Raw genomic sequence first — 26,340 nt, 5'->3', positions numbered from 1 at the left:
CGCGAAAGGCGGGGGAGATTGCGGATCGAAAAGTCGAGATCCGATAGGTGAGGCCACTGGGTCTCTATAGCGTGCGGCCCCTCACCCGCCGCGAAGACGCGGCGACCTCTCCCCGCAATGCGGGGAGAGGTTAGGTCGGAGTGTCGCTGCGATTACCAGCTCGCGGTCGCCTTCATGGTCGGCGCGCCCTGATGGTTCGCCGTCCAGACGTCGAGCCCGTCCGCCGTCTCATTCGCATTCACCGAAAAATCAGCGCCATCGAACAGCGGCGACACGCCGCGATAGCTGAACTTGGCCGGCGCCTTGCCGCCCTTCAGCTTTGCCGCAAACTCCACCAGCAGGGCCGCCTGCAGCGGGCCGTGAAACACGAGGCCCGGATAGAACTCGACCTTGGTGACATAATCGCGGTCGTAATGGATGCGGTGGCCGTTGAAGGTCAGCGCCGAGTAGCGAAACAGCAGCACGGGATCGGCGTAATGCGTTTCCTGATGCTGGGCCTTTGGCACTTCCTTGGGCGCGGGCGCCGGCGGCGCCATGCTGGTCGGCATGTCCCTGTAGACGATGTCCTGCCGCTCGCGGATGGCGAGGCCGCGCTTGGTGGTGATCAGGTGCTCGACATTGACGAAGCACAGCGCGCCGGTGGAGCCGGTCTTGAGATTGACGTCGAGGATTTTTGACGTGCGCGTGACCTCGTCGCCCACAAGCAATGGCTCGATGAACTGCACTTCGCCGCCCGCCCACATGCGGCGCGGCAGCGGCACCGGCGGCAGGAAGCCGCCGCGCGCGGGGTGACCATCGGGTCCGAGTCTGTCCATCGCCGCCACCGGCTGCGCCAGGCACCACTGCGTGGTGAAGGGCGCGGCGTCGCCGGGCTTCGGCGTGCCGATGTCGAGAAACAATGTCGCGCACAGGCCCTTCACGAGCTGCGCAGTCACGACGTCGGAGGCCTCAATGGTGCGACCGATCCACTGCTTGAGATGATCGATGTCGAGCTTGTCGGTCATGATGACCTCCGTCTGATCTTGAAGTTTACTTCTGCACTTCGCCGATGCCGGGCACCGCGCCATAGCTGCGCGGCGCATCGACCCAGATCGCGGCCGGTGCCGGATAGGACACTTCGCCATTCGGCGTGTTGACGGTGATGCGGCGCAGATGCGGATGGGTGGTGAGGTCCGCCATGGTGTTCACTTCGGCAAAGGCGATATCGGCGTCGGTCAGGCGCTTCAGGAGTTCGTCGCGGCTGAGCGATCCGAAGATGTCGCTGACGGTCTGGTCGGTGAAGGCGCGGTTGCGCACGCGCTCGACGCCGTTGACGAGGCGCGGATCGGCGGCGAGGTCGGCATTCCCCAGCACCTTGGCGCAGAGGATCTTCCACTCACGCTCGCTCTGGATCGAGATCAGGATGTCCTTGCCGTCCTTGGAGCGAAACACGCCATAGGGCGCGATCGAAGGATGGGCGAGACCCATGCGCTTCGGCTCGTTGCCGGCTTCGGCATTGAGCAGCGGCACGGTGAGCCAGTCCGCCATCACATCGAACATCGAGATGCGGATATCGGCGCCTTCGCCAGTCACCGAACGCCCGATCAGCGCTTCAAGGATCGCCGCATGCGCGGCGGCGCCGGTGGCGACATCGACGATGGAGACACCGACGCGCGACGGGCCTTCGGGGCCGCCGGTGATGGAGGCGAGGCCGCTTTCGGCCTGGATCAGCAGGTCATAGGCCTTGCGATGGGCATAGGGGCCGGTATCGCCATAGCCGGTGATGGTGGCGCAGATCAGCCGCGGATAGTCCTTGCGCAGCCGCTCGCGCGTGAAGCCGAGCTTGTCCATCGACCCGGGCTTGAGGTTCTGGATCAGCACGTCGGCAGTGGCGATCAGCTCTTCCATCGCCTTGCGGCCTTCCGGCGTCGCGAGATCGACCACCACGGAATCCTTGCCGCGGTTGAGCCAGACGAAGTAGCTGCTCTGGCCCTTCGCCGCGGCGTCATAGCCACGGGCAAAGTCGCCTTCGGGGCGCTCGATCTTGATGACATGCGCGCCGGCATCCGCGAGCCGCGAACTGCAGAATGGTGCGGCCACCGCCTGTTCAACGGCGATGACGGTCAGTCCCTTGAGCGGCAGCATATGTCTATCTCAATATGAGCGCGGCATGCCGAGCACATGCTCGGCCACGAAGGACAGGATCAGGTTGGTCGAGATCGGCGCCACCTGATACAGACGCGTCTCGCGGAACTTGCGCTCGACGTCGTATTCCTCGGCAAATCCAAAACCGCCATGAGTCTGGATACAGGCATTGGCCGCCTCGAAGGATGCATCGGCCGCGAGCATCTTGGCCATGTTGGCCTCGGCGCCGCATTCCATGCCGGCTTCGTATTTGCGCAGCGCTTCCTTCACCATCAGCTCGGCCGCGCGCATATTCGCATAGGCCTTGGCGATGGGGAACTGGATGCCCTGGTTCTGGCCGATCGGGCGACCGAACACCTGACGCTCCTTGGCATAAGCGCTCGCCTTGGCGATGAACCACTTGGCATCGCCGACGCATTCGCTGGCGATCAGGATGCGCTCGGCATTCATGCCGGAGAGGATGTAGCGGAAGCCCTTGCCTTCTTCGCCAATCAGGTTTTCCGCCGGCACCTTCATGTCGGTGAAGAACACTTCGGTGGTGGCGTGATTCATCATGGTGCGGATCGGGCGGATCTCGAGGCCGTTCTTTTTGGCCTCTTTCATGTCCACCAGAAACACCGACAGACCATCGGTGCGCTTCGCCGCCTGTTCCTTCGGCGTGGTGCGCGCAAGCAGCACCATCAGGTCGGAATATTCGGCGCGGCTGGTCCAGATCTTCTGGCCGTTGACGATGTAGTCGCCGTTATCGTCCTTCTTCGCCACCGTCTTCAGCGACGACGTGTCCGTGCCCGAGGTCGGCTCGGTGACGCCGAAGGCCTGCAGGCGAACTTCGCCACTGGCGATCTTCGGCAGCCACTTGGCCTTCTGCTCGTCATTGCCATGACGCAGCACCGTGCCCATCGTATACATCTGCGCGTGGCAGCCGCCGCCGTTGCAACCGGCGCGCTGGATCTCTTCGAGGATCGCCGCTGCAGCCGACAGCTTGAGGCCGGAGCCGCCATATTCCTCGGGGATCAGAACCGACAGGTATCCGGCTTCCGTCAATGCATCGACGAAAGCCTTCGGATAGGCCATCTCGCGATCGAGCTTGCGCCAATATTCACCGGGGAACTGTGCGCACAGTTTTGCAACGGCATCGCGGATATCGTGGAATTCGTCCTGTTCCGCGGGATGGTGTTTCGTCAAGGAATTGAGCTTCTCTTCTTGAGGGGAAAATTATGAATCCTGACCGGCATTACGAAATCCTGCGGTCTTACGTGATCCGAACCGGCAGGGTCTCATAGCCTTTAACGAAGCTCGAATACACGCGCTTGGGTTCCCCCACAACTTCGATGTTCTCGAACCGTTTCAGTATCTCCTCCCAAACGATCCTCAATTGCAACTCCGCCAGGCGCATGCCCACGCAGCGGTGTATGCCAAAACCGAATGACAGGTGAATCTTCGGTCGCGCGCGGTCGATGATGAACTCGTTCGGCCGCTCGATCACCTCCTCGTCGCGGTTGCCCGAGACGTACCACATCACCACCCGGTCGCCCTTCTTGATGGTCTTGCCGCCGAGTTCAGTATCCTGCATGGCGGTACGGCGCATATGCGCCAGCGGCGTCTGCCAGCGGATCACTTCGGGGACCATGGTCTCGATAAGCGACGGATTGTCGCGCAACTTCTGATACTGGTCGGGGTTCTCGTTCAGCGCCAGCACCGAGCCGGTCATGGTGTTGCGGGTGGTATCGTTGCCGCCGACGATGAGCAGGATGATATTGCCCATCAGTGTGTCGGGATCCATGAAGCGCGTCGCGTCGCTATGCGCCATCATGGAAATGAGGTCATTCCGCGGGTCGGAATTCACGCGCTCGTTCCAGAGCTTCTGGAAATAGGCGGCGCATTCGTCCATCTCGCGGCGGCGCTCTTCCTCCGACGACACGATTCCACTTTTTGGCAGCGCGGTGGACACGTCCGACCAGCGCGTCAGCTTGCGGCGCTCTTCCCACGGGAAATCGAACAGGGTCGCCAGCATCTGCGTGGTGAGTTCGACCGAGACGCGTTCGACCCAGTCGAAGGTCTCGCCGCGTGGCAATCCGTCGAGCACCTTGCACACGCGCCCACGGATCAGCACCGCCATCTCGTCGAGATGCGTTGGCGTGAACATCGGCGTCACGGTCTTGCGCTGTGCGCTGTGCTTCGGTTCATCCATGGCGATGAAGCTCGGCCAGTCATAGCCTTCCGGCACGTCGCGGATCGCGATGCCGCCATGCTTCACGTCGGACGAGAAGATGCCGTGATTGGTGTCGACATGCATGATGTCGTGATACTTGGTCACCGACCAATAGGGCTCGATCGGTGCATTGGTGCAGTAATGCACCGGCTCTTCCTTGCGCAGCCTTTCGAAGAACGGCCACAGCGTATCGGTTGCGAACAGTTTCGGCGCGCCGGGATGGAAGTCCTTCAGCGGCGTCGAATAGGCGATCTCGCGCGCGACGCGCTGGATCTCGGCTTTGTCAGGATTGATCCTGGCTTGGATATTCATGGCGTCTGCTCTCCAAAAAATCGATCCTGAGCCGTTGCGCTCGCTGGTTCAGCCAGCGATCCGCACAGGCAGTGTTTCATAGCCCTTCACGAAGCTCGAAAAGACGCGGCGCGGCTCGCCGACGACTTCGATCCTGTCGAAGCGCTTCATGATCTCTTCCCACACAATCTTCAATTGAAGTTCGGCAAGTCTGAGGCCGACGCAGCGGTGGATGCCGAAGCCGAATGACAGATGGCGGTTCGGGCGTACGCGGTCGATGATGAATTCGTTGGGGTTTTCGATGACCTCGTCATCGCGATTACCCGAGACGTACCACATTACGACCTTGTCACCCTTCTTGATCTGCTTGCCGCCGAGCTCGGCATCCTGCACCGCCGTGCGCCGCATATGTGCGAGCGGCGTCTGCCAGCGGATGATCTCCGGCACCATGCTCTCGATCAGCGCGGGATTGGCGCGCAGCTTGTCATATTCGCCGGGGAATTGATTGAGCGCATAGACGCCGCCGGACATCGAATTGCGCGTTGTGTCGTTGCCGCCGACGATCAGCAGAATGATGTTGCCGAGAAAACTCTCCGGATCGAGATGCCGCGTGGCCTCGCTGTGCGCCATCATCGATATCAGGTCGCTCTTCGGCGGCGCATTGAGTCGCTCCTGAAACAGTCGCCCGAAATACTCGCCGCATTCGCGCAGTTCTCTCTGCCGCTCCAGCTCGGCCTCGGGCGTGGGTGGCAACATGGTGGCGACATCCGACCAGTGAGTGAGCTTGCGGCGCTCCTCCCACGGGAAGTCGAACAGGGTCGCCAGCATCTGTGTGGTCAATTCGATCGAGACGCGATCGACCCAGTCGAAGGTCTCGTTGCGGGGCAGGGAGTCCAGCACCTCGGCAGTACGACTGCGGATCAGGCTGGAGAGTTCATCCATGTGGTGAGGTGCGAACATCGGCGCCACTGTCTTGCGCTGGGCGCTGTGATGCGGCGGATCTGTGGCAATGAACATCGGCCGGCGGAACTGCACACCGGCATCGCGGATGGTGATGCCGCCGAATGCTGCCGCGGAGGAGTAGGTGGCGTGATTGGTCTCGACCTGCATGATGTCGTTGTACTTGGTCACCGACCAATACGGTCCGAACATGCTGTCCTTGCAGTAGTGGACGGGATCCTCGCGGCGCAGCCGTTCGAAATAGGGCCAGAACGTATCGGTGCGGAATAGTTCGGGATTGCCGGGATCGAATTCATCGAGCGGCATCCCGTAAGCTTGGGCGCGAGCGGCGGCTTGGGCGGATTTGCTGCTGTCGGAATCCTGGACGCGATCGAGCATCAGTTCTCTCCCCTGGCATGCCTTCCGTGGTTGGTCCCGGAGGGCTTATTTGGATGAATTACAACCCGTTGCGGGGCCAAGAGCAAGGACCACTTTATGCCTCTTCTCAGCCCGTTCGGCCCGTGACATGGTGATTTCAATCAACAAAACCGGTGCGCTTGCGCGCCGTTCTGACCGGAGGCGACCCTGTGATTGCGAACGCTCAACGGATGTTCAATTTTGATCTCGGCGAGACTGCGGACGCGATTCGCGAGACCGTGCGTGACTTCTCCCAGAACGAGATCGCGCCGCGCGCCGAAGCCATCGACAAGACCAACCAGTTCCCGCTCGATCTCTGGCCCAAGATCGGCGCGCTCGGCCTGCACGGTATCACGGTGGAGGAAGAGTTCGGCGGCGCCGGGCTCGGCTATCTCGAACACGTCATCGCGGTAGAAGAGATTTCGCGCGCCTCGGCGTCGGTGGGCCTGTCCTATGGCGCGCATTCGAACCTCTGCGTCAATCAGTTGCGTCGCAATGGCAACGAGGCGCAGAAGCGCAAATATCTGCCGAAGCTGATCTCGGGCGAACATGTGGGATCCCTCGCGATGTCCGAGCCTGGTTCGGGCTCGGACGTGGTGTCGATGAAGACCCGCGCCGACAAGAAGGGCGACCGCTACGTTCTCAACGGCAACAAGATGTGGATCACCAATGGCCCGGTGGCGCAGACGCTGGTGGTCTATGCCAAGACCGATCCGGCTGCCGGCCCGCGCGGTATCACCGCCTTCATCATCGAAAAGGGCATGAAGGGTTTTTCGACGGCGCAGAAGCTCGACAAGCTGGGCATGCGCGGCTCGGATACCTGCGAACTCGTCTTCGAAGATTGCGAGGTGCCCGAGGAGAACGTGCTCGCCGAGGTCGGTCGCGGCGTCAATGTCCTGATGTCCGGCCTCGATTACGAGCGCGCGGTGCTCGCGGCGGGGCCGCTCGGCATCATGCAGGCCTGTCTCGACGTCGCGCAGCCTTATGTCCACGAGCGCAAGCAATTCGGCGAACCTATCGGCAACTTCCAGCTCGTGCAGGGCAAGATCGCCGACATGTATGTCGCGCTGAGTTCGGCGCGCGCTTATGTCTATGCAGTCGCGAAAGCCTGCGACCGCGGCGAAACCACCCGCGAGGATGCCGCCGGCGCCATCCTCTACGCATCGGAACGCGCCACGCAATGCGCGCTCGACGCGATCCAGCTGCTCGGCGGCAATGGCTATATCAACGACTATCCCACCGGCCGCCTGCTGCGTGACGCCAAACTCTACGAGATCGGCGCCGGCACCAGCGAGATCAGGCGGATGCTGATCGGGCGGGAGCTGTTTGCGAAGAACGGGTGAGGTTTTCACGCCGTCATTTCGGGACGTGCGCCTTGGCTCGTCATTCCGGGGCGCGCGTCGCCGGCCAAGCCGGCATAGCGCGAACCTCAGCCACTCCAATTGGAGTGGCGGGGAATCCCGACGTGTTTGGCACGATCAGAAACTCCCATGCTGGGATTCCGGGTTCGCGTCCGGCAAGTGCCGGCCGCGCCTCGGAATGACAGCGTGGGGCGCCCCAAACATTTTTTCCTATCTCCCGTTGACAGCATCCCTATCTTGATTATATTCCCCTTTGTCCTGCCCCACCGAGAGGGGCGATCGCGATCGTCACGTTCGCGGGGTGGGATGCGGTGGACGCCGGAGATGCGGCGTCACGCGGTTCATGGGGGAACGTCTGTCTTCGGGCAGGACGAATCTGCGCCAGCACTGCCACTGGCAAGGAGACGGCTGGCCTTGGGATGGAAAGAGCCCTGGACAGTGTGACGGACGACCAAATCAAAACGCGTTCGGCCTATTCGCTTGAGGCTCCCTTCCCATCGCCTTGGGACTTTAATTCGCGATCGGAGCGTTCGTCGAGGCAAAGTGCAAGCAACCGAAAAAACACCGCAGGCGGAACGTCGGGCACTTGCTCGGCGCCTCCGAAAGTCCTGATGCACTCTCAATTGCGGAAGACCGCATCGCATCAGGCCCAAGGGTGCAACGGGCACCCGGCGTTCCGCACGCCCTCCCACAAGGGGGCGGGAATGCAAGCGACGACGGCGCCCCCGCGCCGCAAACAATGGGGGCGATGACGCATGCCTGAAGAACAGTGGCTGTTTGACAAATTGAATCAAGAGCAACGCAGAAGCGCGGCTGTGTGTCCGCCACTTCAGAGACATTCAAAAGCCATCGCCACTTGATCCACCTCAATCCTGTCACGGCAAAATGCGCAGATGATTGGCTCATCGCGTCGATCGACGCACCATCGCAAGCAGGAGCAGGATCATGCCGAAAATGAAGGCTGCGATATTTGTCGAACCGGGGCGTATCGTTCTGGATGACAAGCCGATCCCTGACGTCGGCCCGCTCGATGCGCTGATGCGCATCACGACCACTACGATCTGCGGCACCGATGTGCATATCCTCAAGGGTGAATATCCGGTCGCGAAAGGGCTGACCATCGGACACGAGCCGGTTGGTATCATTGAGAAGCTCGGCAGCGCCGTCACCGGCTATCGCGAGGGCCAGCGCGTCATTGCCGGCGCCATCACGCCGAGCGGCCACAGTTACGCATGTCTCTGTGGCTGCTCATCGCAGGATGGCGCTGGAACCAAGCACGGTTTCAAGGCGACCGGCGGCTGGCGGTTCGGCAATACGATCGATGGCGCACAGGCCGAGTACGTGCTGGTACCCGATGCCATGGTCAATCTCAGTCCAGTGCCCGACGCGTTGACGGATGAGCAGGTGCTGATGTGTCCGGACATCATGTCGACGGGATTTGCCGGCGCCGAACGCGGCGGCATCAGGATCGGCGACACGGTGGTGGTGTTCGCTCTGGGGCCGATCGGACTCTGCGCCCTCGCGGGCGCGAAGCTGATGGGCGCGACCACGATCATCGGTGTCGATACGGTACCCGCGCGCATCGAGGTCGCCAAACGGCTCGGCGCCGATATCGTCGTCGACTTCAAGAAGGGTGATCCGGTCAAGCAGATCATGGACCTCACCGACGGCCGCGGCGTCGATGTGGCTATCGAAGCGCTCGGTACGCAAGGCACCTTCGAATCGGCACTGCGCGCGCTGCGGCCGGGCGGCACCCTGAGCAGCCTTGGCGTCTATTCGACGGATCTGCAGATTCCCCTGAGCGCTTTTTCGGCGGGCCTCGGCGATAACACGATTGTCACCAGCCTGTGCCCCGGTGGCAAGGAGCGGATGCGACGGCTGATGAACGTCGTCGCCTCCGGCCGCGTCGACCTGACGTCGCTGGTCACGCATCACTACAAACTGGACGATATCGAAAAAGCCTACGATCTGTTCTCGCACCAGCGCGATGGCGTGTTGAAGGTCGCAATCACGCCGTGAGGCGGGCGGCGGCCAGCGCGAAGGGCGCTGGCTGCCTTTGACGCGCTCACATGGCCAGGAAGCTGCGATTCCAGGTCGGGCTGATCAGCACCTCATTGATACAGACATGCGGCGGCATGCTGGCGATGAAGGCGATGGTCTTGCCGAGATCGTCGGGCTGCAGCATCCGCGCCATCACCTCGTCACTCGGCGGCACCGGACGGTTCTTCATGATGTCAGTGGCGACTTCGCCGGGCGAGAGACAGCAGGCGCGCAAGCCGTTGACGCATTCGTCCATGTTGAAGGAATGCGTCAGCGCCAGCACGGCATGTTTGGTGGCCGTATAGGCCGGCCCCGTCATCTTCGACACGATGCGCCCGGCCCATGAGGCGACATTGATGATGCAGCCGTCCTTCTGCGCCCGCATCGCCGGCAGCACCGCGCGCATGCAATACATCACGCCATTGAGATTGATGTCGACGATCTGGTCCCAGCCGTCCTGCGTGACGTCTTCCCAGCTCCGCTTCGGCAGGTTGACGCCGGCGCTATTGACCAGAAGATCGATACGCCCATGTCTGGCGAGGATGGCCTGTGCCACCTTGCCGACGTCGTCGGCATTGCTGACATCCAGCGCCATTGTTTCAACCGGCTTGCCGCCGGCGCCGAGTTCATCGGCGACGCCCTTCAGCACATCGGCCCGGCGGCCGGAAATAACCACCGTCCAGCCGTCGGCCAGCAGCGCCGCTGCGCCCGCTTTGCCGATTCCGGTGCCGCCGCCGGTCACCCATGCGATCCTGGTCTTGCTGCTCACGATTTTCTCCCCGATCGTTTCTTGCTTCTCGATGTCCATCGTCTTGCTTCACGATGGCCAAAGTGTTCAACAATAATCGCGCCGGCGCCAGTGCCGCCAACTCATGAGCCTCATGCCGATCATGCCGACCGACACCAAGCCGCCCATCGATCAGAACCGCCTCTGGGACGACCATATGGCGCTGGCCGCCATCACCGATCCCGACAAGCCATGGACGCGGCGATCGTTCTCGCAGCGCTTCCTCGACGGCCGTGCGTGGCTGCATGAGCAATATATCGCAGCCGGCATGACGGTGCGCATGGATGCCGCCGCCAACGTGATCGCACGGCTGGAAGGTAGTGTCGCAGGCCTGCCGCCGATCATGCTCGGCTCGCATTCCGATACGGTGCCATCCGGCGGCCGCTTCGACGGCATCTCCGGCATCCTCACGGCACTGGAGGCGGTGCGCGCGCTGCAGGCGTCCGGCTACAAATCGCGACATCCGATCGAGATCGTGGATTTCCTCGCCGAGGAGCCCAGCGAATACGGCCTGTCATGCGTCGGCAGCCGCGCCATGGTCGGCGAGCTCGATGCCAGGATGCTGACTTACACCAATGCAGCGGGTGAGTCGCTGGCCGATGCCATCAAGCGCGTCGGCGGTGATCCCGCCGCCATCGCCGCGATGCAGAAGCCGGAATTCGTTGGCTATCTCGAATTGCACATCGAGCAGGGCGTGGTGCTGGAAAGCAAGAAGCTCGATCTCGGTCTCGTCACCGGGATCGCCGGCATCACCCGCGTCGAGATCGTGCTGAAGGGCGCCGCCGATCACGCCGGCTCGACGCTGATGGAATATCGTAGGGATGCAAGCTTGCCCGCCGCCGAACTCGTGCTGCTCGTCGCTCAGCAGGCCAAGGCGTTTGCGGCGCGCAAGCAGGGCCACTTCGTCGCCACCACGGGGATCCTCGAGATCAGCCCGAACGCTGCGAATGTCGTCCCCGGCGGTGCGCGCATGATCCTCGATATTCGCGCAGAGAAGGCCGCGCTGGTCGATGAATTCGTGGCACTGCTCGACCGCGAGAGCCTCGCCATCGCCAAACGCGCCAAGGTCGAACGTGAACGTTTCGCGTTGATTTCGCAAAATCCTCCCGCGCCTTGCGACGATCACCTGCTCGATGTTCTCGGGCATAGCGCTGCCAAGCTCGGCTATTCCACGACGCGGCTGGCGTCGGGGGCCGGTCACGACGCGGCTTTCATGTCGCATATCGGCCGCAGCGCGATGCTCTTCATTCCGTCAAAGGACGGCAAGAGCCATTGCCCGGAGGAATGGTCGGAGCCCGAGCAATTGGCCGTCGGGGCGGCAACACTGTTCGAGGCGGTGCGGCTACTCGACGGACAGAACGACTAGCTGGCGGTGCGTTCGGCCAGCACGCCGTGTTGAACAGAAGCCAGATAATCGCCGACCTGCTCGATGCCCATGGGCTTGGCGAAGAAGTAGCCCTGCATGAAACGGCAGTGCTCCTTGCGCAGGAAGTCGACCTGTTCGCCGCTCTCGACGCCCTCGACGATGCAGTCGTGACCGAGGCCGTTGCACAGTCCGAGCATGGTGCGCAGGATCAGGCGCGCGGCAGAATCCGTCTCGATCTTGCTGATGAAGCTGCGATCGATCTTGACCTTGTCCAGCGGCAATTCGCGAATGCAGCTCAGGCTCGAATAGCCGGTGCCAAAATCATCCAGCGAGATGCGGGCCCCCAGAGCCTTCAGGGCATTCAGCGCTTCGGTCGCCTGTGCGAGATTGCCCATCACGGCCGTCTCGGTAATCTCGAAGTCGATGCGGCTGGCCTTCACCTTGCTTTGCTGGACAACAGCAATGATCTTGAGGATCGACAGGGGAGAGGCGACGTCCACCGCAGAGAGGTTGAACGAAATCCGGACATGCTCCGGCCATGTCGCTGCACCTTCAAGGGCCTTGCGCAGCAGCAACGGTGTCAACTGGCCGATCATGCCTGAGCGCTCGGCGGCGACAATGAAGCTCATCGGTGGAACATTGCCCAGCTCCGGGCTCTTCCAGCGCGCCAGGGCTTCGAAGCTCGCGGGCTGTTGTGTTTCTGCGTCGATGATCGGCTGGTAGGCGATCCACAATTCCCGTTCGAGGTCGGCACTGGCCAGGGCCCGACTCACAGAGGAGGCCTCGCGGATATCGGCTTCGTGTTCTGCAGAAAACCGAACGGCCTTGCCACGCTTGTGCTGCTTGGCAAAGAACAGCGCGTAATCGGCGCGCTCGAACAAATCCTGCGCGGTCCTGGCTGTGTCCGGAAATTCCGCATATCCGATCGAGCAGCTGATGCTAACTGTAATGTTATCAATCTCGAACGGGATGTCGAACAGGTTCTCGATGCTCTCTTCCGCCTCAACAATCGCGTCCGGGTCGAGCAATTGGTCGCTGAACATGACGAATTCGTCGCCGCCCAGTCTGCCCAGAAACACGTGAGGGGCGAGATGTGCACGCAGTCTGTCTGCGACTTCGACCAGCAAGCGATCACCCGTGTGGTGCCCATGGATGTCGTTGATCGGCTTGAAGCCGTCAAGATCCAGGATACCGAGCAGCAGGCCGCCGCTACTGTGCTCAGTGTTGACAATGCCGCGCTCGAGCTCGGCAAAGAAGTTCCGGCGATTGGGGAGACCGGTGAGGCTGTCGATATTCGAATTCCGGAAATTCTTGTCGCTCAGCACCTGCAGTTCAGCCTGCTTGATACGCAGCGCCTTCTCCGAATTCACCCGCTTCTCGAAGTCGGAGTAATTGCCGAGCAGCATGAAGAGAACGGCCCCGATAACCACGACGAAGTTGAAGGCGATGGAGACGAAGACGACATTGTCGCTGGAGCCGAAAAAGAACGCGAAAGGCACGACAACCAGCGCCATTACGATCAGCGCTGCCGCGCGCAGATGCATGAGGCAGAAACCGCAGCCGATCGATGTGACGGCCATAAAGAACGCAACGTGGCTTTTGCTATAGGCGTCGCCATAGGGAAACAGGCTGAGGCTCCAGGCAGTGAACGCGACGCCGAGAATGCCTGCAAAGATGATCGAGCCGGTGAGCTTCTCGACGGCCTGATTGAGTGACAGCGTGGTGTTCCGCGCTCTCAGCCAGCTCAGTATCCGGATCACACAGATTGCATCGAATGCAGCAGGGAGATAGACGGTAAGCAGATGTGGCGCAGTACCATAAAAGGTGATCGCAAGTGCCGTCGTGTTGACGACCACCAGCGCATACATCATCGGCACCTGACGGGTGAAGGCAGCGAGTTTCGCTTCCACCAGTTCGGGGTTTTCGCGCGGCACGCGGAAGATCGTTCCGATTTGTGATGCCGCCATTTCGAAGTAGTTCAGCATCGTACCGTCCTGGACTCTGCACTGGTAAGTTAGATACCTATCGCAACTTCTTTAAGATTGGCCTGCCTCGGTTGTCTAAAGTTCGAGCGAGTAACCAATTGTTCTGATTGGTGTATTTTCTTCTGTTTGCGATGGTGCAGGTGCGAAAAGGTCGGGGGTGGTATTAAGAAACCGACCTTGCGTCAGCGACATCGCAGCGGCATGAGGTTGAAGAAGGTCCATTCGCCGTGGGTGAGAGGAAGAACATGACAACAGCGAGCAGGGTGTTCGAATGATCTATGTGAGCTCGCTCGGAGGCCTTGCTGCTGTGGCAAACTCACTGCCGTCCTTCGATCTGCTGACCCTTCTGTCGCCCGCCGCGAGCGAGCGCGACTGGAGCGGGTTGGCGCGTGAGCGGCATGTGGAGCTGACCTTTCACGATATCGTCGAAGCAACGCCGGACCTGATCGCGCCCGATGCCGACGTCGTGGATGCCATTCTTCAATTCGGCCGCGGCAGCATCGCTGACCGCCCGATGCTCATTCACTGCTGGGCCGGTATCAGCCGTTCCAGCGCCGCCGCTTACGCCATCGCCTGCGATCGCAATCCTGGCTATGAGACGGCGATTGCAGATGAACTACGCAAACGTTCGCCTTATGTGACGCCGAACAAATTGATGGTGCAATTGGCCGACGAACAGCTTGGTCGCGACGGCCGCATGGTCGAAGCCATCGCACGCATCGGCCGCGGTGCGGACGCTTTTGAAGGTGAGCCTTATCGATTGCCGTTGAACTGGCCTATCTGATCAGGGCCGCAACGCCGAGAAGAAATCCGATCTCGAAGAGTTGCTCGACGGCACCGAGCACGTCGCCGGTGTAACCACCGATCAGGCGACGCGACCAGAGTGCGAGCAGTGCGGCGAGCGCTGCGCCGAGCAGAAGACCCGCAAAAAGCGATGCGACCGAGACGAGCGCAAGCGGGATTGCTGCAAGCACAACCACACCAAGTGCAAACAACGATTCCTTAAATCGCACGGGCGCCTCGGCGTAAGTGACCTTCATCGCACTGGTATCGCCGCTATAGGGCAGGCGGTTCATCACGAAGGCCGGCATGGCGCGCGCTGCGGCGTGGACGGCGATCAGCGCTGCCGCACCTGCCCACAGCGGCAATATGGCGAGCGCCGCGATGCGCAGCGCCACGCCGAGGCCGAGTGCCAGCGCCCCGTAAGTGCCGATGCGGCTGTCCTTCATGATCGCGAGGCGCTTCTCGACGGTCCAGCCTCCGCCGAAACTGTCGGCCGTATCGGCAAGGCCGTCTTCATGCAGCGCGCTGGTCAGAGCGATGCTTGCCGTGATTGCCAGCAGGGCGGAAATCAGCGGTGACCAGAATTCGCCGGCAACGAGAAACACGATTGCGGATGCAGCACCGATGCCGGCGCCGACCATCGGAAAATACTTCATTGCACGCGCAAGCCAGTCAGCATCCTGCGCGTCGCCAGTTGCCGGTACCGGCAGCACCGTCAGGAAACGGATCGCATTCAAAAGATGCGGATCCAGCCTCATCTAGATCTTTCCGGCCAGCACGTCGTCGAGGCTCGCAACGTCGGTCAGCATGCGCGCGGCAGCACGGACCAGCGGCACCGCAAGCAGCGCGCCGGTGCCTTCACCGAGCCGCAAGCCGAGATCGAGTAGCGGCTGGGCATCGAGCGCATTGAGCACCATGTCGTGGCCGCGTTCAGCCGAACGATGTGCGAAGACGCAGTAGCCGCGTGCAGCCGGGCACAGACGAACGGCGAGCAGTGCCGCGGCGCTGGAGATGAAGCCGTCGATGATCACCGGCCGCCGTTGCGAAGCTGCGCCGAGGATCGCTCCGGCCATGCCAGCGATTTCCAATCCGCCGAATTGGGCCAGCACATCCAGTGGCGCAGTTGCGTCGCTGCGCGCTGCCGCCTTCGTGATCGCCGCGCGCTTGCGCGCCATGCCGGCATCATCCTGCCCGGCGCCAACGCCGATACAATCATCCAGGGGTGCCGGTGCGAGTCGATGAACCACCAGTGCCGAGGAGGCCGTGTTGCCAATTCCCATCTCGCCGAGCGCGATGATGTCTGCGCCGGCCTTGATCTCACCGACGGCGATTCTGAAGCCGCGCGTCAGCGCATCCGTCGCGTGCTCTGCCGTCATCGCTGGCTCGCGCGCGGCATTCGCCGTACCCACGCGAACCTTTGCATCGACCAGCTTCGGGTGCACCGGCAGCTCGGCGGCGACGCCGATGTCGATCACGCGCACACCGATGTCATTGGCCGCGGCGAAAGCATTGGCCGTGGCGCGGCCGGCCAGATAGGTCATCACCATCGCGACCGTGACCGCCGACGGATATTGCGACACGCCTTCGGCTACGAGTCCGTGATCCCCCGCGAAGACCAGCAGCACGGCATTGTCGCCGCGGGGCTCGCCCGGATGCCGGATCATGCCGAGCTGCAGCGCCAGGTCCTCGATTCTCCCCAGCGATCCCGGCGGTTTGGCCTTGCCGTCGATGACGGCGCGGATGCCTGCCGCGATCTGCGGATCAACAGGCGCAATGGCGGGCGGCTGCCACAAGGACTGGGAATAAGCGGGCATAGGGTTCCTTTTCGCGGCCTAACTGACGCAAGACGACCTACAAGGTCAACAGGTCCGGGCGACAGTCCGTCGGCGCGGTTGACCCCGGCGCACCCGGCAGATAGCGTCTTTTGCGATGGTCCTTCCGCGTGGAAGGTGAATAGGGAAGCCGGTTTGAGGCCGGCGCTGCCCCCGCAACTGTAAGCGACGAGCCCGCGCCGGTGCCACTGGGAATTCTTCAGAATTCTTGGGAAGGCGGCAACAGGCTATGACTCGCAAGCCAGGAGACCTGCCATCACGAACTGTGCTTTGGAGGCGTCGTCGGGGCGGGGTGCACCGGACGGGAGCGAACCGACGGCCATGCTGTCGGCGCGATCCAACAAAGCTCGTAGGCCCGTGAGGGCATGAACTGAGCATGTGATGGATCACGACAGCGCCGATATCTCTGGCGAACAAATTTCGGTCGAACCGCCGCGCCCTGTGCCGGCTGGTCCCGTTGTCGTGAGCGTGTGCATCAGCTGCAAGGCTGCCGAAACCGGCACGATCGTCGGGCCGGACATGTTCGATGCCGTGAAGGCCGCGCTCGGCAATGGGGATGCTACTGTGATAGTGCGTCCGGTGCAGTGTCTCAGCGTCTGCAAACGGCCGGCGACGGTCGCGGTGACGAGTCCCGATGGCTACACGTTCCTGTTCGGCGATCTGCAGACCGACAGCGGCAGCGCGGCGCTGGTGTCTTTCGTGGAGTCCTATCAGAAGGCCGACTACGGTCTTGTACCGTGGCGGGAACGCGCCGAGGTGTTGCGCAAGGGTATGGTCGCGCGCGTGCCGCCATTGCGCTGGTCACCCGAAGACGGACGTGCTCCGAAATGACCGCGGCCTCCACCACGTTGGTGCTGGGCGGCGCGCGCTCCGGCAAGTCGTCCTTCGCCGAGAAACTGGTCGATGGTATAGGCCTGACGAAAATCTATCTGGCCACGGCAACGGCCGGCGATGACGAGATGCACGCCCGCATCGCGCAGCATCGCAGGCAGCGCGGAGAAAGCTGGATCACCTTGGAAGAGCCGCTGGCGCTTGTCGATGCGCTGACGCGCGAGGCGACGGTGGGGCGCGTCGTGCTGGTGGATTGCCTGACACTGTGGCTGTCGAACCTGATGTTGGCCGAGCGCGATCCAGAGATTGAAGCGAAGCGCCTCGTGCGTTTTCTCGATGTCTCGCGCTATCCGATCGTGTTCGTGTCCAACGAAGTCGGCCTCGGTCTCGTGCCGGAGACGCCACTCGGACGCGCTTTTCGCGATGCGCAGGGGCGGCTCAACCAAATCATCGCGGCCGCCGTGCCGAATGTTGCTTTCATTGCCGCCGGGCTTCCGCTCTGGCTCAAGCGTTCCCAGGAGAATTGAATGTCCCGCGTTCCCGTCACCGTCCTCACCGGATTTCTCGGCGCCGGCAAGACCACGCTGCTGCGCTCGCTGCTGACCCAGGCCGATGGCCGCCGCATCGCCGTGATCGTCAATGAGTTCGGCGATGCCGGTTTCGATGGCGGTCTGGTCGAGGAATGCGCGGCAAAAGCCTGTGCGCCCGGCGATATCGTCGAGCTTACCAATGGCTGCATCTGCTGCACCGTCGCCGACGACTTCGTGCCGACCATGGATAAGCTGCTGTCGCGCGAGCGTCCGCTCGATGCCATCGTCATCGAGACCTCCGGCCTCGCGCTGCCGCAGCCGCTGTTGAAGGCCTTTGCCTGGCCGGCGGTGAAGACTCGCGCCACTGTCGATGGCGTCGTCACTGTCGTCGACGCACTGGCGCTCTCTGAAGGCCGTGTCACGCTGGACGAAGACGCTGTTGCCGAACAGCGCGCCAAGGACGAAGGCATCGAACACGACGACCCAATCGAGGAAGTGTTCGAGGACCAGCTCGCTTGCGCTGATCTGGTGGTTTTGTCGAAGAGCGATCTCGTCGCTCCGGAAAAACTCGCCGAGATTGAGACCAAGCTCAAAGCCGTGCTGCGTCCCGGCGTGAGCATCGTGCGCTCCAAGGGCGATCTCGCGCCATCGGTGCTGATCGGCCTCAATGCCGCCGCCGAGGACGATATGGCTGCCCGCGTCGGTCATCACGGCGAGGAAGAAGAACACGACCATGACGACTTCGACAGCATCGTCGTCAAACCCACCGCTGCTGCGAGCATCGACGCGATGCGTGCACGCATCAGTGACGCGCTTGGCCTCGACGGCGTGCTGCGCGTGAAGGGTCATGCACGCATTACGGACAAGCCCGCGCCGATCGTGGTGCAGGCCGTCGGCGCTCGCGTTGAACTCGCCTTCGCCCGGCCAGACGTGATGCAGGCCGAGCATCTGGTGGTCATCGGCCTCAAGGGATTCGACGGCGACGCCGTGCGAAAGGCACTCGCCGGGTAACGCAGGTTCACCCGCATGCATCTGAAGCTCGATACCTCCGGCAGCATTGACGACGGCGACGTCGCCCGCGATCTCGGGCAGGACACCGCCGATATCGTCGTGCTGTCGGCGGCGGACAGCGATCTGGCGGCGTTCGGCGCCGCACATGCGATGCTGCCGGGCGACTTTCCCAGCGTGCGCTTCACCAACATGCTGGCGCTCGGTCATCCCGCGTCGGTCGATCTCTATGTCGAGCGCACGCTGGCTGAGGCGAAGATCGTGGTGCTGCGCATGCTCGGCGGTATCAGCTATTGGCCGCATGGCGTCGAAAGCCTGCGCAGCGATGCGCTGAGCCGCGGCGCCAAATTCGCCTGCCTGCCCGGCGAGATGGACTGGAATGCCGAGCTGGCCGCGCACGGCACTGTCAGCAGCGATGAAACGCACGCGCTGTGGCGCTATTGCAGCGAGGGCGGCGTCGACAACGCGCAGCTGGCACTGCGCTATGCCGCACATCTGATCGGCCATGGTGAGGAGCCGCCTGTTGCGCGGCCGATGCCTTCGGCCGGCTTCTGGCCGGGTGAACCCGCGGGGGATAACCGGCCGAATGCGATTGTGATCTTCTACCGCGCACTGGTGGCCGGCGGCGATACTGCGGCAATTGATGCATTACGTCTGTCGCTCGACGCGCGCGGCCTCAACACCGTCTGCCTCTATGTGACCAGCCTGAAGGATGAGCGCTCCGCGGCTTTCCTGCGCGCCGCGCTTGCGGCCTATCCGCCCGATATCATCATTAACGCGACGGCCTTCGCCACTGCGACCGCGCATGACGATGCCGGCGTGTTGTCGGCGTCAGGCTGTCCGATTCTGCAGGTCGCGCAGGCCGGCATCTCGCGCGCCAGCTGGGAAGCCTCTACTCGCGGCCTGACGCCGCGCGATCTGGCGATGCATGTGGTGTTGCCGGAAGTCGATGGCCGCATCTTCGCCAACGCCATCGCCTTCAAGGAACGTGGCGCCAGCGACGGCGGCTTTGCGCCGACAACATTGCAGCCGGTGCAGGATCGGATTGATGCGACCGCCGATCTGGCGCGCGCCTGGGTGCGCTTGCGCCGCGCTGCGGCGTGCGAACGTCGCGTCGCGCTGATCCTTGCGAACTATCCAAATCGCGATGGTCGTCTCGCCAATGGCGTCGGCCTCGATACGCCGCAGAGCCTGATCGATGTGATCGCCGCGATGTGCGAAGCCGGCTACGGCACTGGTGACGCACCTGACACGACGACCGCCATGATGCAGCTGTTGCAACAAGGTCCAACGAATGCGCTTGCCGGTCGCGCCGAGCGAAGCGGTGGCGTGACTTGGCCGTTAGCTGATTATAACGCGGCCTTTGCGACGCTGCCGACCAATGTGCGGCTTGCTATTGAGTCACGCTGGGGCAAAGCTGAGAACGATCCGCATGTGGTCGATGGTGCCTTCCGTCTCGGCCTGCATCGTTTCGGCAATATCACCGTCGGTGTGCAGCCGGCACGCGGTTACAATATCGATCCCAAGAGCACCTATCACGACCCCGATCTGGTACCGCCGCATCACTATCTCGCATTTTATCTCTGGCTGCGCCGTGGCTTTGACACCCATGCAGTGGTGCATCTCGGCAAACACGGCAATCTCGAATGGCTGCCGGGGAAAAGCGCCGGTCTGTCGGCCGATTGTCTGCCCGATGCCGTACTCGGTCCGCTGCCGCATCTCTATCCGTTCATCGTCAACGATCCCGGCGAGGGTATTCAGGCCAAGCGCCGCACCTCCGCCGTGATCATCGATCACCTAACGCCACCGATGACGCGGGCCGAATTGCACGACGATCTGGCGCGGCTGGAGAACTTGGTCGACGAATATGCCATGGCGACCGATCTCGATCCCAAGCGCGCTGCCGTGATCGCCGAAGACATCCTGTCGCTCGCCCGCGCGCAGCAGATTGATGCCGACGTCAATGTCACCCGCGACACGCCGACGGGCGAGGCGCTGCGCGCGCTCGACGCCCATCTGTGCGATCTCAAGGAAATGCAGATCCGCGACGGATTGCACATCTTTGGCCGCGTGCCCGAGGACGCGCAGCGCAATGATCTCCTTGTGTCCATCGCGCGCCTACCGCGCTCGGACATCAAGCCGCAGGATGCGTCACTGCATCGCGCACTAGCTGCCGATCTCGGGCTTGGTGCGTTCGATCCGCTCACCCGCGATATGGCCAATGATTATCTCGGCCCGCGCCCCGGCGTTCTTGCCGATGTCAGCGATGCAGTGTGGCGCACCACAGGTGACACCGTCGAACGGATCGAAGGGCTGGCGCTGCAATTGGTCTCCGGCGAGCTGCCCTGCGATCCCACCTGGACGCGCGCCACCGATGTGCTCGGCTGGATCACTACGAAACTGCGACCCGCCATCGATGCCTGCGGTGGCGCGGAGACGGCCGCATTCCTCGGAGGACTCGACGGTCAATTCGTGCGGCCTGGCCCGTCTGGCGCGCCGACGCGCGGGCGCCCCGATGTGCTGCCGACCGGACGTAACTTCTTCGCCGTCGACGTCCGCGCGGTGCCGACGCCATCAGCCTGGCGCATCGGACAGCTGGCGGCCGAACGGCTGGTTGAGAGCTATTGGCAGGAGGCCGGCGAATGGCCGCGCGCGATTGCGCTGTCGGCCTGGGGCACGGCCAATATGCGCACCGGCGGTGACGATGTCGCGCAGGCATTGGCGCTGATCGGCGCACGGCCGTTGTGGGAGGAAACCTCGGGCCGCGTCACGGGCTTTGCGATCACTCCGCTGTCGGAACTGAAACGCCCACGCGTGGATGTGACCTTCCGTGTCTCCGGCCTGTTCCGCGATGCGTTCCCGACCCAGATGGACATCATCGGCTCTGCTGTGAGCGCGGTGGCCGAGCTCGATGAGCCCGATGAGGCCAATCCCATCGCGGCCAATGTCCGCGCCCGCACCCGCACGCTCGAAGCCGGCGGCATGACCTGCGAGATTGCGCGCCGACAGGCCACGCGCCGTGTGTTCGGCTCCAAGCCCGGCGCCTATGGCGCGGGGCTGCAGGCGCTGATGGATGAAGGCGGCTGGAGCAATCGTGCCGACATTTCCGAGGTCTATCTCGATTGGGGCGGCTATGCCTATGGCGGTGGAACCGATGGCGAGGACGTGCGAGGCGAATTCGCCGAACGGCTGAGGGGCGTCGATCTCGTCGCGCAGGCGCAGGACAATCGCGAGCACGACATTCTGGATTCCGACGACTATTACCAGTTCATCGGCGGCCTCGCGGCGACGGTGCAGGCGCTGCGTGGCTCGGCGCCGCGCATCGCCCATATCGATACGTCGCGCCCCGAAGCGCCGATTGCCCGGCCGCTGGCGCATGAGATCTCGCGGGTGGTGCGCGGCCGCGGCGCCAATCCGAAATGGATCGCCGGCGTGATGCGTCATGGCTACAAAGGCGCATTCGAGATCGCGGCCACGGTTGATTATCTGTTCGGTTTCGCGGCCTCCACAAATGCAGTCGCCAATCACCATTTCGATCAGCTGTTCGCCTCCTATCTGGAAAATGACGAGGTTCGCAGCTTTATGGCGTCTGCCAATCCCGCGGCGCTGCGCGAGACGGCTGCGCGTTTTGCCGAAGCCATCCGCCGGGATCTGTGGACGCCGCGCTCCAATCGCGCGGCCGATCTGATCGCCGAACTTCTGCCGCAGGCACACAAAGAGATCGCAAAGGAAATCGCATGACCGAACTGGCCCGCGACGATGAAGAAAATGCCCGCCACAAGATCAAGGCGGCCAAGCACAAGGCCGCTAAGGACAAAATCATGGCGACCAAGGTCGGCGAGAAAGGCCTGTTGATCGTCCATACCGGAACCGGCAAGGGCAAGACCTCGGCAGCGCTGGGCATGGTGTTCCGCCATATCGGTCATGGCTATCCCGTCGGCATTGTGCAGTTCACCAAGTCGCCGGAATGGGACACTGGCGAAGCGCGGCTGCTGAAGACCTTCCCGGATCTCGTCACGCTGCACATTATGGGCGAGGGCTTCACCTGGATCACGCAGGACCGCGAACGCGACATTGCTGCCGCGACCGCGGGCTGGGAGCGCGCCAAGGAGATGATCCGCGATGACCGCCATCGTCTGGTGCTGCTCGACGAACTGAACATCGTGCTGCGCTACGACTATCTCGACCTCAATGAAGTCCTGACCTTCCTGCGCGACGAGAAGCCGGCCGACAAGCACGTGGTCATCACCGGCCGGAACGCCAAGCCCGAGCTGATCGAGATGGCCGATCTGGTTACCGAGATGACGCTGATCAAGCATCCGTTCCGCGCCGGCATCAAAGGTCAGAAGGGCATCGAGTTTTGAACCTTGAGCACGCAGGACCTCTCCATCTGTCATCCCCGCGAAGGCGGGGATCCATAGCCCCTGTCGGAGCAATGGAAACGGCAGAGCAGTTGCTGCGGCGATCACTTATCTCTGATGTGTTTATGGATCCCCGCCTTCGCGGGGATGACATGCTGAGAGGCTGGAGCGCAGCATGAACCTCACCACGCCCGCGTTGATGATCCAGGCGACCGGCTCCAATGCCGGGAAGTCGACGATTGTCGCTGGCCTCGCGCGGGCACTGGTGCGGCGTGGCTTGAAGGTGGCACCGTTCAAGCCGCAGAACATGTCGAACAATGCTGCTGTCGCGGTCGATGGCGGCGAGATCGGCCGCGCGCAGGCGGTGCAGGCGCGGGCCGCCAGGTTGCCGCCAAGTGTCCACATGAATCCGGTGCTGCTGAAGCCGGAGACGGACACCGGCGCCCAGGTGATCGTTCAGGGCAAGCGCTGGGGCACGCTGCGGGCGAAGAACTATCTGGAGAAGAAAGCTGCACTCCTACCGGCGGTGCTTGAAAGTTTCTCGCTGCTGGCCGATCAGGCGGACATCGTCCTCATCGAGGGTGCCGGCAGCCCGGCCGAGATCAATCTGCGCGCCGGCGACATCGCCAATATGGGTTTTGCTGCCGCGGCCAACATTCCCGTAGTGCTCGCCGGCGACATCGATCGCGGCGGCGTCATTGCGAGCCTCGCCGGCACGCATCTGGTGCTGGAGCCGGAAGAACGTGCGCGCATCCACGGCTTCATCGTCAACAAGTTTCGCGGCGATCCCAGCCTGTTCGACAACGGCCTCAGGGCGATCACGCGGCTGACGGGGTGGCCATCCATCGGTGTGTTGCCCTGGCTGCCGCAGGCGGCGTTCCTGCCCGCCGAAGACGCCGTCGATCTCGATCGCACCCATGCCTCGTCATCGACCCGCATCATCGCCGTGCCGGTGCTGGCGCGGATCGCCAATTTCGACGATCTCGATCCGCTTGGCATGGAGCCCGGCGTGAAGCTTGTCTTCATCAGGCCGGGCGAAGCCATTCCGGGCAATGCCGACGTGATCATCATTCCCGGCAGTAAATCTACTATCGGCGATCTCGCCTTCCTGCGTGCGCAGGGCTGGGACATCGACATCAAGGCGCATGTGCGCCGCGGTGGTCATGTGCTCGGCCTGTGCGGAGGCTACCAGATGCTCGGCCGTACGATCGCCGATCCCGATGGCGTCGATGGTTCACCAGGCACTGTGGAAGGGCTCGGCCTGCTCGATATCGCGACGCTGATGAGCGCGGATAAATCCACGACGCTGGTCACCGGTACGCATTGTGCGACTGGCGCCGCAATCGAAGGCTACGAAATTCATCTCGGTCGCAGCGAGGGTGACGACTGCGCGCGGCCGCTGCTGATGATCGATGGACGACCTGATGGTGCTGCGTCCGTCGATGGACGGGTGCAGGGCACTTATGTCCATGGGCTGTTCACCGGCGATAGCTTCCGCAAGGCATGGCTGGCCAATCTCGGCATTGCCTCGTCTCTGGCCTATGATGCGCAGATTGAAGCCGCGCTCGATGCGCTCGCTGACCATTGCGAAAAGCATCTCGATATCGATCGGCTGATCGAGATTGCCCGCAGCCGTCACAGCAGCAGCGCCAGCGCAGCATAGATCGCCGCCTGCAGGACGCAGGCTGCGACGAACACGTGAAGTGCCCGGCCGATGTCGTCAGGCGCTGCGGTTCGGCCTTCGGCATTGAGATAGGGATCGTTGACGGCGCCCTCGGCATAGACGCGCGGTCCAGCGATCGCGATTCCGAGCGCGCCAGCCATGGCGCTTTCCGGCCAGCCGGCATTGGGCGAACGATGCTTGGAAGCGTCGCGCATCATGATCTTCAATGACGCGATGATTGATCCGCGTGACACTGGCGCGGCAAGCGCGACCAATATTCCCGACAAGCGCGCCGGGATCAGGTTGACGAGATCGTCGAGCCGCGCTGCAGCCCAGCCGAAATCGATATAGCGCGTGCTGCGATGGCCGATCATGGAGTCGGCCGTGTTGATGGCCTTGTAGGCGATCAGGCCGGGCAATCCGAGCAATGCCAGCCAGAACACCGGCGCGACGATGCCGTCGGAGAAATTTTCGGCGGTGGATTCGATCGCCGCGCGTGCCACGCCGGCTTCGTCGAGTCGTTCAGGATCGCGGCCGACGATCATCGCGACGGCCTGTCGCGCCGCAGGCAATCCGCCCTCGGTGAAAGCGCGACGCACGCGGGCCACATGCTGATACAGGCTGCGTTGGGCGATCAGCGTCGAGGCAATCAGGGCTTCGACGCCGAAACCGATCCAGTTGTCGTTGAGAAGATCGGTGAGCAGTCCGCCGACAAGTATTGCGACACTGACTAGCGCGATGATAGTGACGACGCCTGCCAGCTTGCGCTGCCGACGCGACCAGCTCTCGAGGTTGAGCCGGTGTTCCAGCCAGCCGATGCCGTTGCCGATCCAGACCACGGGATGCGGTGCGCGGCGCCACAGCCAGTCGGGATCGCCGATCACGGCATCGAGCAGCAGCGCCGCGACCACCAGCAGGAGCGCGTCGCCATGCACCAGCATCAGGGCGCCACGCGACTGATTTCGGTAGTCAGTCGATCGAGCGCCTCGACCATGGTCGGACCGCCGCAGGCGGTGAGGCGCTCGGGCAGCACCAGTCGCTTCGATGCCGGATAGAATTTCTCCAGTGCGGGATGCAGCAGGAAGGCGCGGCCTTCGTCTTCGGCGAAATCGGTATTGTCGGTGACCAGCAGCAGATCGGGCCTCAGTGTGACGATCGCCTCCAAGGAGGCGAAGCCGCCAGCCTTGAGGCCGAGCTCGCCGCCGGCATTGCGCAGCCCGACCGCTGATAGCAACGATGTGGTCAGATTTTCGCCGCCGGACACCCAGCCGCGCCGCGACACCGCCAGCACGCGCAACGGCTTGCGGTTTACGGCGACATGGGCCTGCGCGATAGCAGTATCGAGTTTCGCGATTTCGGCTTCAGCACGCTCCGGGTGCTTGACTAGCGCGCCCATCTGGCGGAGCTGTTTCTTGACGTCGTCGAGCGAGCGGGCCGGATCGAATTCGGTGACCTTCAGTCCCTTGTCCTTCAGGAGGTCGCGGGTCGCGCGCTTGGTGAAGCGGCCGGCGACAACGACATCCGGCCTCAGCGCCAGCACGTCCTCGGCCTCGCCGGACAGCAGCCGGAACGCCTTCGCCTTGTCCTTATCCCATGAGCGGAACGGATCGCGCGCATAGGGGCTGAGGCCCAAAATCTGCTCGGGATCGGCGAGGGTGACGAGCAGTTGATCGGTGCAGAGATTGATCGAGGCGATGCGTGGCTGCTCCGCAGCACTGGCCTGCAGCGGCGCCCATGCGAGCAGCGCGAGTGCCGTAGCCGCGAGCGGCCAAAGCCTCTCGCGCTTTGCCCGATATGATGGCATGACACA

21 protein-coding genes and 1 riboswitch are annotated in these 26,340 nt (G+C 62.9%); of the genes, 10 read left to right on the top strand and 11 right to left on the bottom strand.

The features are described 5' to 3' along the window. Positions 1–152 precede the first annotated feature (152 nt). From AB7813_RS11760 to AB7813_RS11740, 5 genes are all read right to left on the bottom strand, one after another. On the bottom strand, positions 153–1,004 hold the full coding sequence (locus AB7813_RS11760) for an FAS1-like dehydratase domain-containing protein (protein WP_439062765.1): 852 nt from the start codon (positions 1,002–1,004) through the stop codon (positions 153–155). Positions 1,005–1,029: 25 nt separating this feature from the next. After that, a complete protein-coding gene (locus AB7813_RS11755; RefSeq protein ID WP_439062764.1) occupies positions 1,030–2,124 on the bottom strand; it encodes a CaiB/BaiF CoA transferase family protein in 1,095 nt (364 codons plus the stop codon). A 9-nt stretch (positions 2,125–2,133) separates the two neighbouring features. Continuing rightward, entirely contained in the window at positions 2,134–3,309 is a 1,176-nt protein-coding gene (locus AB7813_RS11750; RefSeq protein ID WP_089265293.1) for an acyl-CoA dehydrogenase family protein, read from the bottom strand. A gap of 67 nt (positions 3,310–3,376) precedes the next feature. After that, positions 3,377–4,648 carry a cytochrome P450 gene (locus AB7813_RS11745; protein WP_175368407.1) on the bottom strand — a complete coding sequence of 424 codons (1,272 nt, stop codon included), beginning with the start codon at positions 4,646–4,648 and terminating at the stop codon, positions 3,377–3,379. 48 nt (positions 4,649–4,696) lie between these two features. Further along, positions 4,697–5,965: a cytochrome P450 gene (locus AB7813_RS11740; RefSeq protein ID WP_439062763.1), complete on the bottom strand. Its 1,269-nt coding sequence runs from the start codon at positions 5,963–5,965 to the stop codon at positions 4,697–4,699. 188 nt (positions 5,966–6,153) lie between these two features. Between AB7813_RS11740 and AB7813_RS11735 the strand changes: the two genes are divergently transcribed. Further along, positions 6,154–7,326, top strand: a complete 1,173-nt coding sequence (locus AB7813_RS11735) for an isovaleryl-CoA dehydrogenase (protein WP_089265707.1) — start codon at positions 6,154–6,156, stop codon at positions 7,324–7,326. 963 nt (positions 7,327–8,289) lie between these two features. Continuing rightward, on the top strand, positions 8,290–9,363 hold the full coding sequence (locus AB7813_RS11730; RefSeq protein WP_439083022.1) for an NAD(P)-dependent alcohol dehydrogenase: 1,074 nt from the start codon (positions 8,290–8,292) through the stop codon (positions 9,361–9,363). Between the two features lie 46 nt (positions 9,364–9,409). On the opposite strand, the gene AB7813_RS11725 is transcribed toward AB7813_RS11730, so the two are convergent. Continuing rightward, the gene (locus AB7813_RS11725; RefSeq protein ID WP_439062762.1) at positions 9,410–10,192 is read right to left on the bottom strand and encodes an SDR family oxidoreductase; all 783 of its coding nucleotides are present in this window, start codon (positions 10,190–10,192) and stop codon (positions 9,410–9,412) included. A 73-nt stretch (positions 10,193–10,265) separates the two neighbouring features. On the opposite strand from AB7813_RS11725, the gene AB7813_RS11720 reads away from it, so the two are divergent. Then, the gene (locus AB7813_RS11720; RefSeq protein ID WP_441228093.1) at positions 10,266–11,537 is read left to right on the top strand and encodes a Zn-dependent hydrolase; all 1,272 of its coding nucleotides are present in this window, start codon (positions 10,266–10,268) and stop codon (positions 11,535–11,537) included. Here the strand turns inward: AB7813_RS11720 and AB7813_RS11715 are convergent. After that, a complete protein-coding gene (locus AB7813_RS11715) occupies positions 11,534–13,522 on the bottom strand; it encodes a putative bifunctional diguanylate cyclase/phosphodiesterase (protein ID WP_439059428.1) in 1,989 nt (662 codons plus the stop codon). The two genes, AB7813_RS11720 and AB7813_RS11715, sit on opposite strands and share 4 nt — an antisense overlap. 271 nt (positions 13,523–13,793) lie before the next feature. Here AB7813_RS11715 and AB7813_RS11710 point away from each other — a divergent pair, with 271 nt between their 5' ends. Then, entirely contained in the window at positions 13,794–14,306 is a 513-nt protein-coding gene (locus AB7813_RS11710; protein ID WP_439077913.1) for a tyrosine phosphatase family protein, read from the top strand. Here AB7813_RS11710 and cobS read toward each other — a convergent pair. Together cobS and cobT are read right to left on the bottom strand one after the other, a co-directional pair. Next, positions 14,299–15,063, bottom strand: coding sequence for an adenosylcobinamide-GDP ribazoletransferase (cobS, locus tag AB7813_RS11705; protein ID WP_439083024.1), 765 nt, complete (start codon positions 15,061–15,063; stop codon positions 14,299–14,301). The genes AB7813_RS11710 and cobS overlap by 8 nt on opposite strands. Next, on the bottom strand, positions 15,064–16,119 hold the full coding sequence (cobT, locus tag AB7813_RS11700) for a nicotinate-nucleotide--dimethylbenzimidazole phosphoribosyltransferase (RefSeq protein ID WP_439083026.1): 1,056 nt from the start codon (positions 16,117–16,119) through the stop codon (positions 15,064–15,066). It abuts the gene before it with no gap. 99 nt (positions 16,120–16,218) lie between these two features. After that, positions 16,219–16,409: riboswitch (cobalamin riboswitch) on the top strand. 109 nt (positions 16,410–16,518) lie between these two features. Here cobT and AB7813_RS11695 point away from each other — a divergent pair. The 6 genes from AB7813_RS11695 (at position 16,519) to AB7813_RS11670 (ending at position 24,530) form a co-directional block, all read left to right on the top strand. Then, the gene (locus AB7813_RS11695) at positions 16,519–16,968 is read left to right on the top strand and encodes a DUF1636 family protein (RefSeq protein ID WP_439083027.1); all 450 of its coding nucleotides are present in this window, start codon (positions 16,519–16,521) and stop codon (positions 16,966–16,968) included. Further along, positions 16,965–17,495 carry a bifunctional adenosylcobinamide kinase/adenosylcobinamide-phosphate guanylyltransferase gene (gene cobU / locus AB7813_RS11690; RefSeq protein WP_439083028.1) on the top strand — a complete coding sequence of 177 codons (531 nt, stop codon included), beginning with the start codon at positions 16,965–16,967 and terminating at the stop codon, positions 17,493–17,495. The genes AB7813_RS11695 and cobU overlap by 4 nt, the downstream gene beginning before the upstream one ends. Continuing rightward, a complete protein-coding gene (cobW, locus tag AB7813_RS11685) occupies positions 17,496–18,509 on the top strand; it encodes a cobalamin biosynthesis protein CobW (protein WP_093756700.1) in 1,014 nt (337 codons plus the stop codon). Positions 18,510–18,524: 15 nt separating this feature from the next. Then, on the top strand, positions 18,525–22,247 hold the full coding sequence (cobN, locus tag AB7813_RS11680) for a cobaltochelatase subunit CobN (RefSeq protein WP_439083030.1): 3,723 nt from the start codon (positions 18,525–18,527) through the stop codon (positions 22,245–22,247). After that, entirely contained in the window at positions 22,244–22,870 is a 627-nt protein-coding gene (gene cobO / locus AB7813_RS11675) for a cob(I)yrinic acid a,c-diamide adenosyltransferase (protein WP_439083031.1), read from the top strand. Before cobN ends, cobO begins: the two co-directional genes overlap by 4 nt. 172 nt (positions 22,871–23,042) lie before the next feature. Then, positions 23,043–24,530: a cobyric acid synthase gene (locus tag AB7813_RS11670; RefSeq protein WP_439083032.1), complete on the top strand. Its 1,488-nt coding sequence runs from the start codon at positions 23,043–23,045 to the stop codon at positions 24,528–24,530. Here AB7813_RS11670 and cbiB read toward each other — a convergent pair. Both cbiB and AB7813_RS11660 read right to left on the bottom strand, forming a co-directional pair. After that, the gene (gene cbiB / locus AB7813_RS11665) at positions 24,503–25,471 is read right to left on the bottom strand and encodes an adenosylcobinamide-phosphate synthase CbiB (RefSeq protein WP_439083034.1); all 969 of its coding nucleotides are present in this window, start codon (positions 25,469–25,471) and stop codon (positions 24,503–24,505) included. The two genes, AB7813_RS11670 and cbiB, sit on opposite strands and share 28 nt — an antisense overlap. Beyond that, positions 25,471–26,334, bottom strand: coding sequence for an ABC transporter substrate-binding protein (locus tag AB7813_RS11660; RefSeq protein ID WP_439083036.1), 864 nt, complete (start codon positions 26,332–26,334; stop codon positions 25,471–25,473). The genes cbiB and AB7813_RS11660 overlap by 1 nt, the downstream gene beginning before the upstream one ends. Positions 26,335–26,340: the final 6 nt, after the last annotated feature.

The sequence above is a fragment of the Tardiphaga sp. 20_F10_N6_6 genome (genome assembly GCF_052076045.1).
GTDB lineage: Bacteria > Pseudomonadota > Alphaproteobacteria > Rhizobiales > Xanthobacteraceae > Tardiphaga > Tardiphaga robiniae.
Note: the sequence above shows the minus strand (reverse complement) of the source record. Positions and strands in the feature narration are given on the sequence as shown.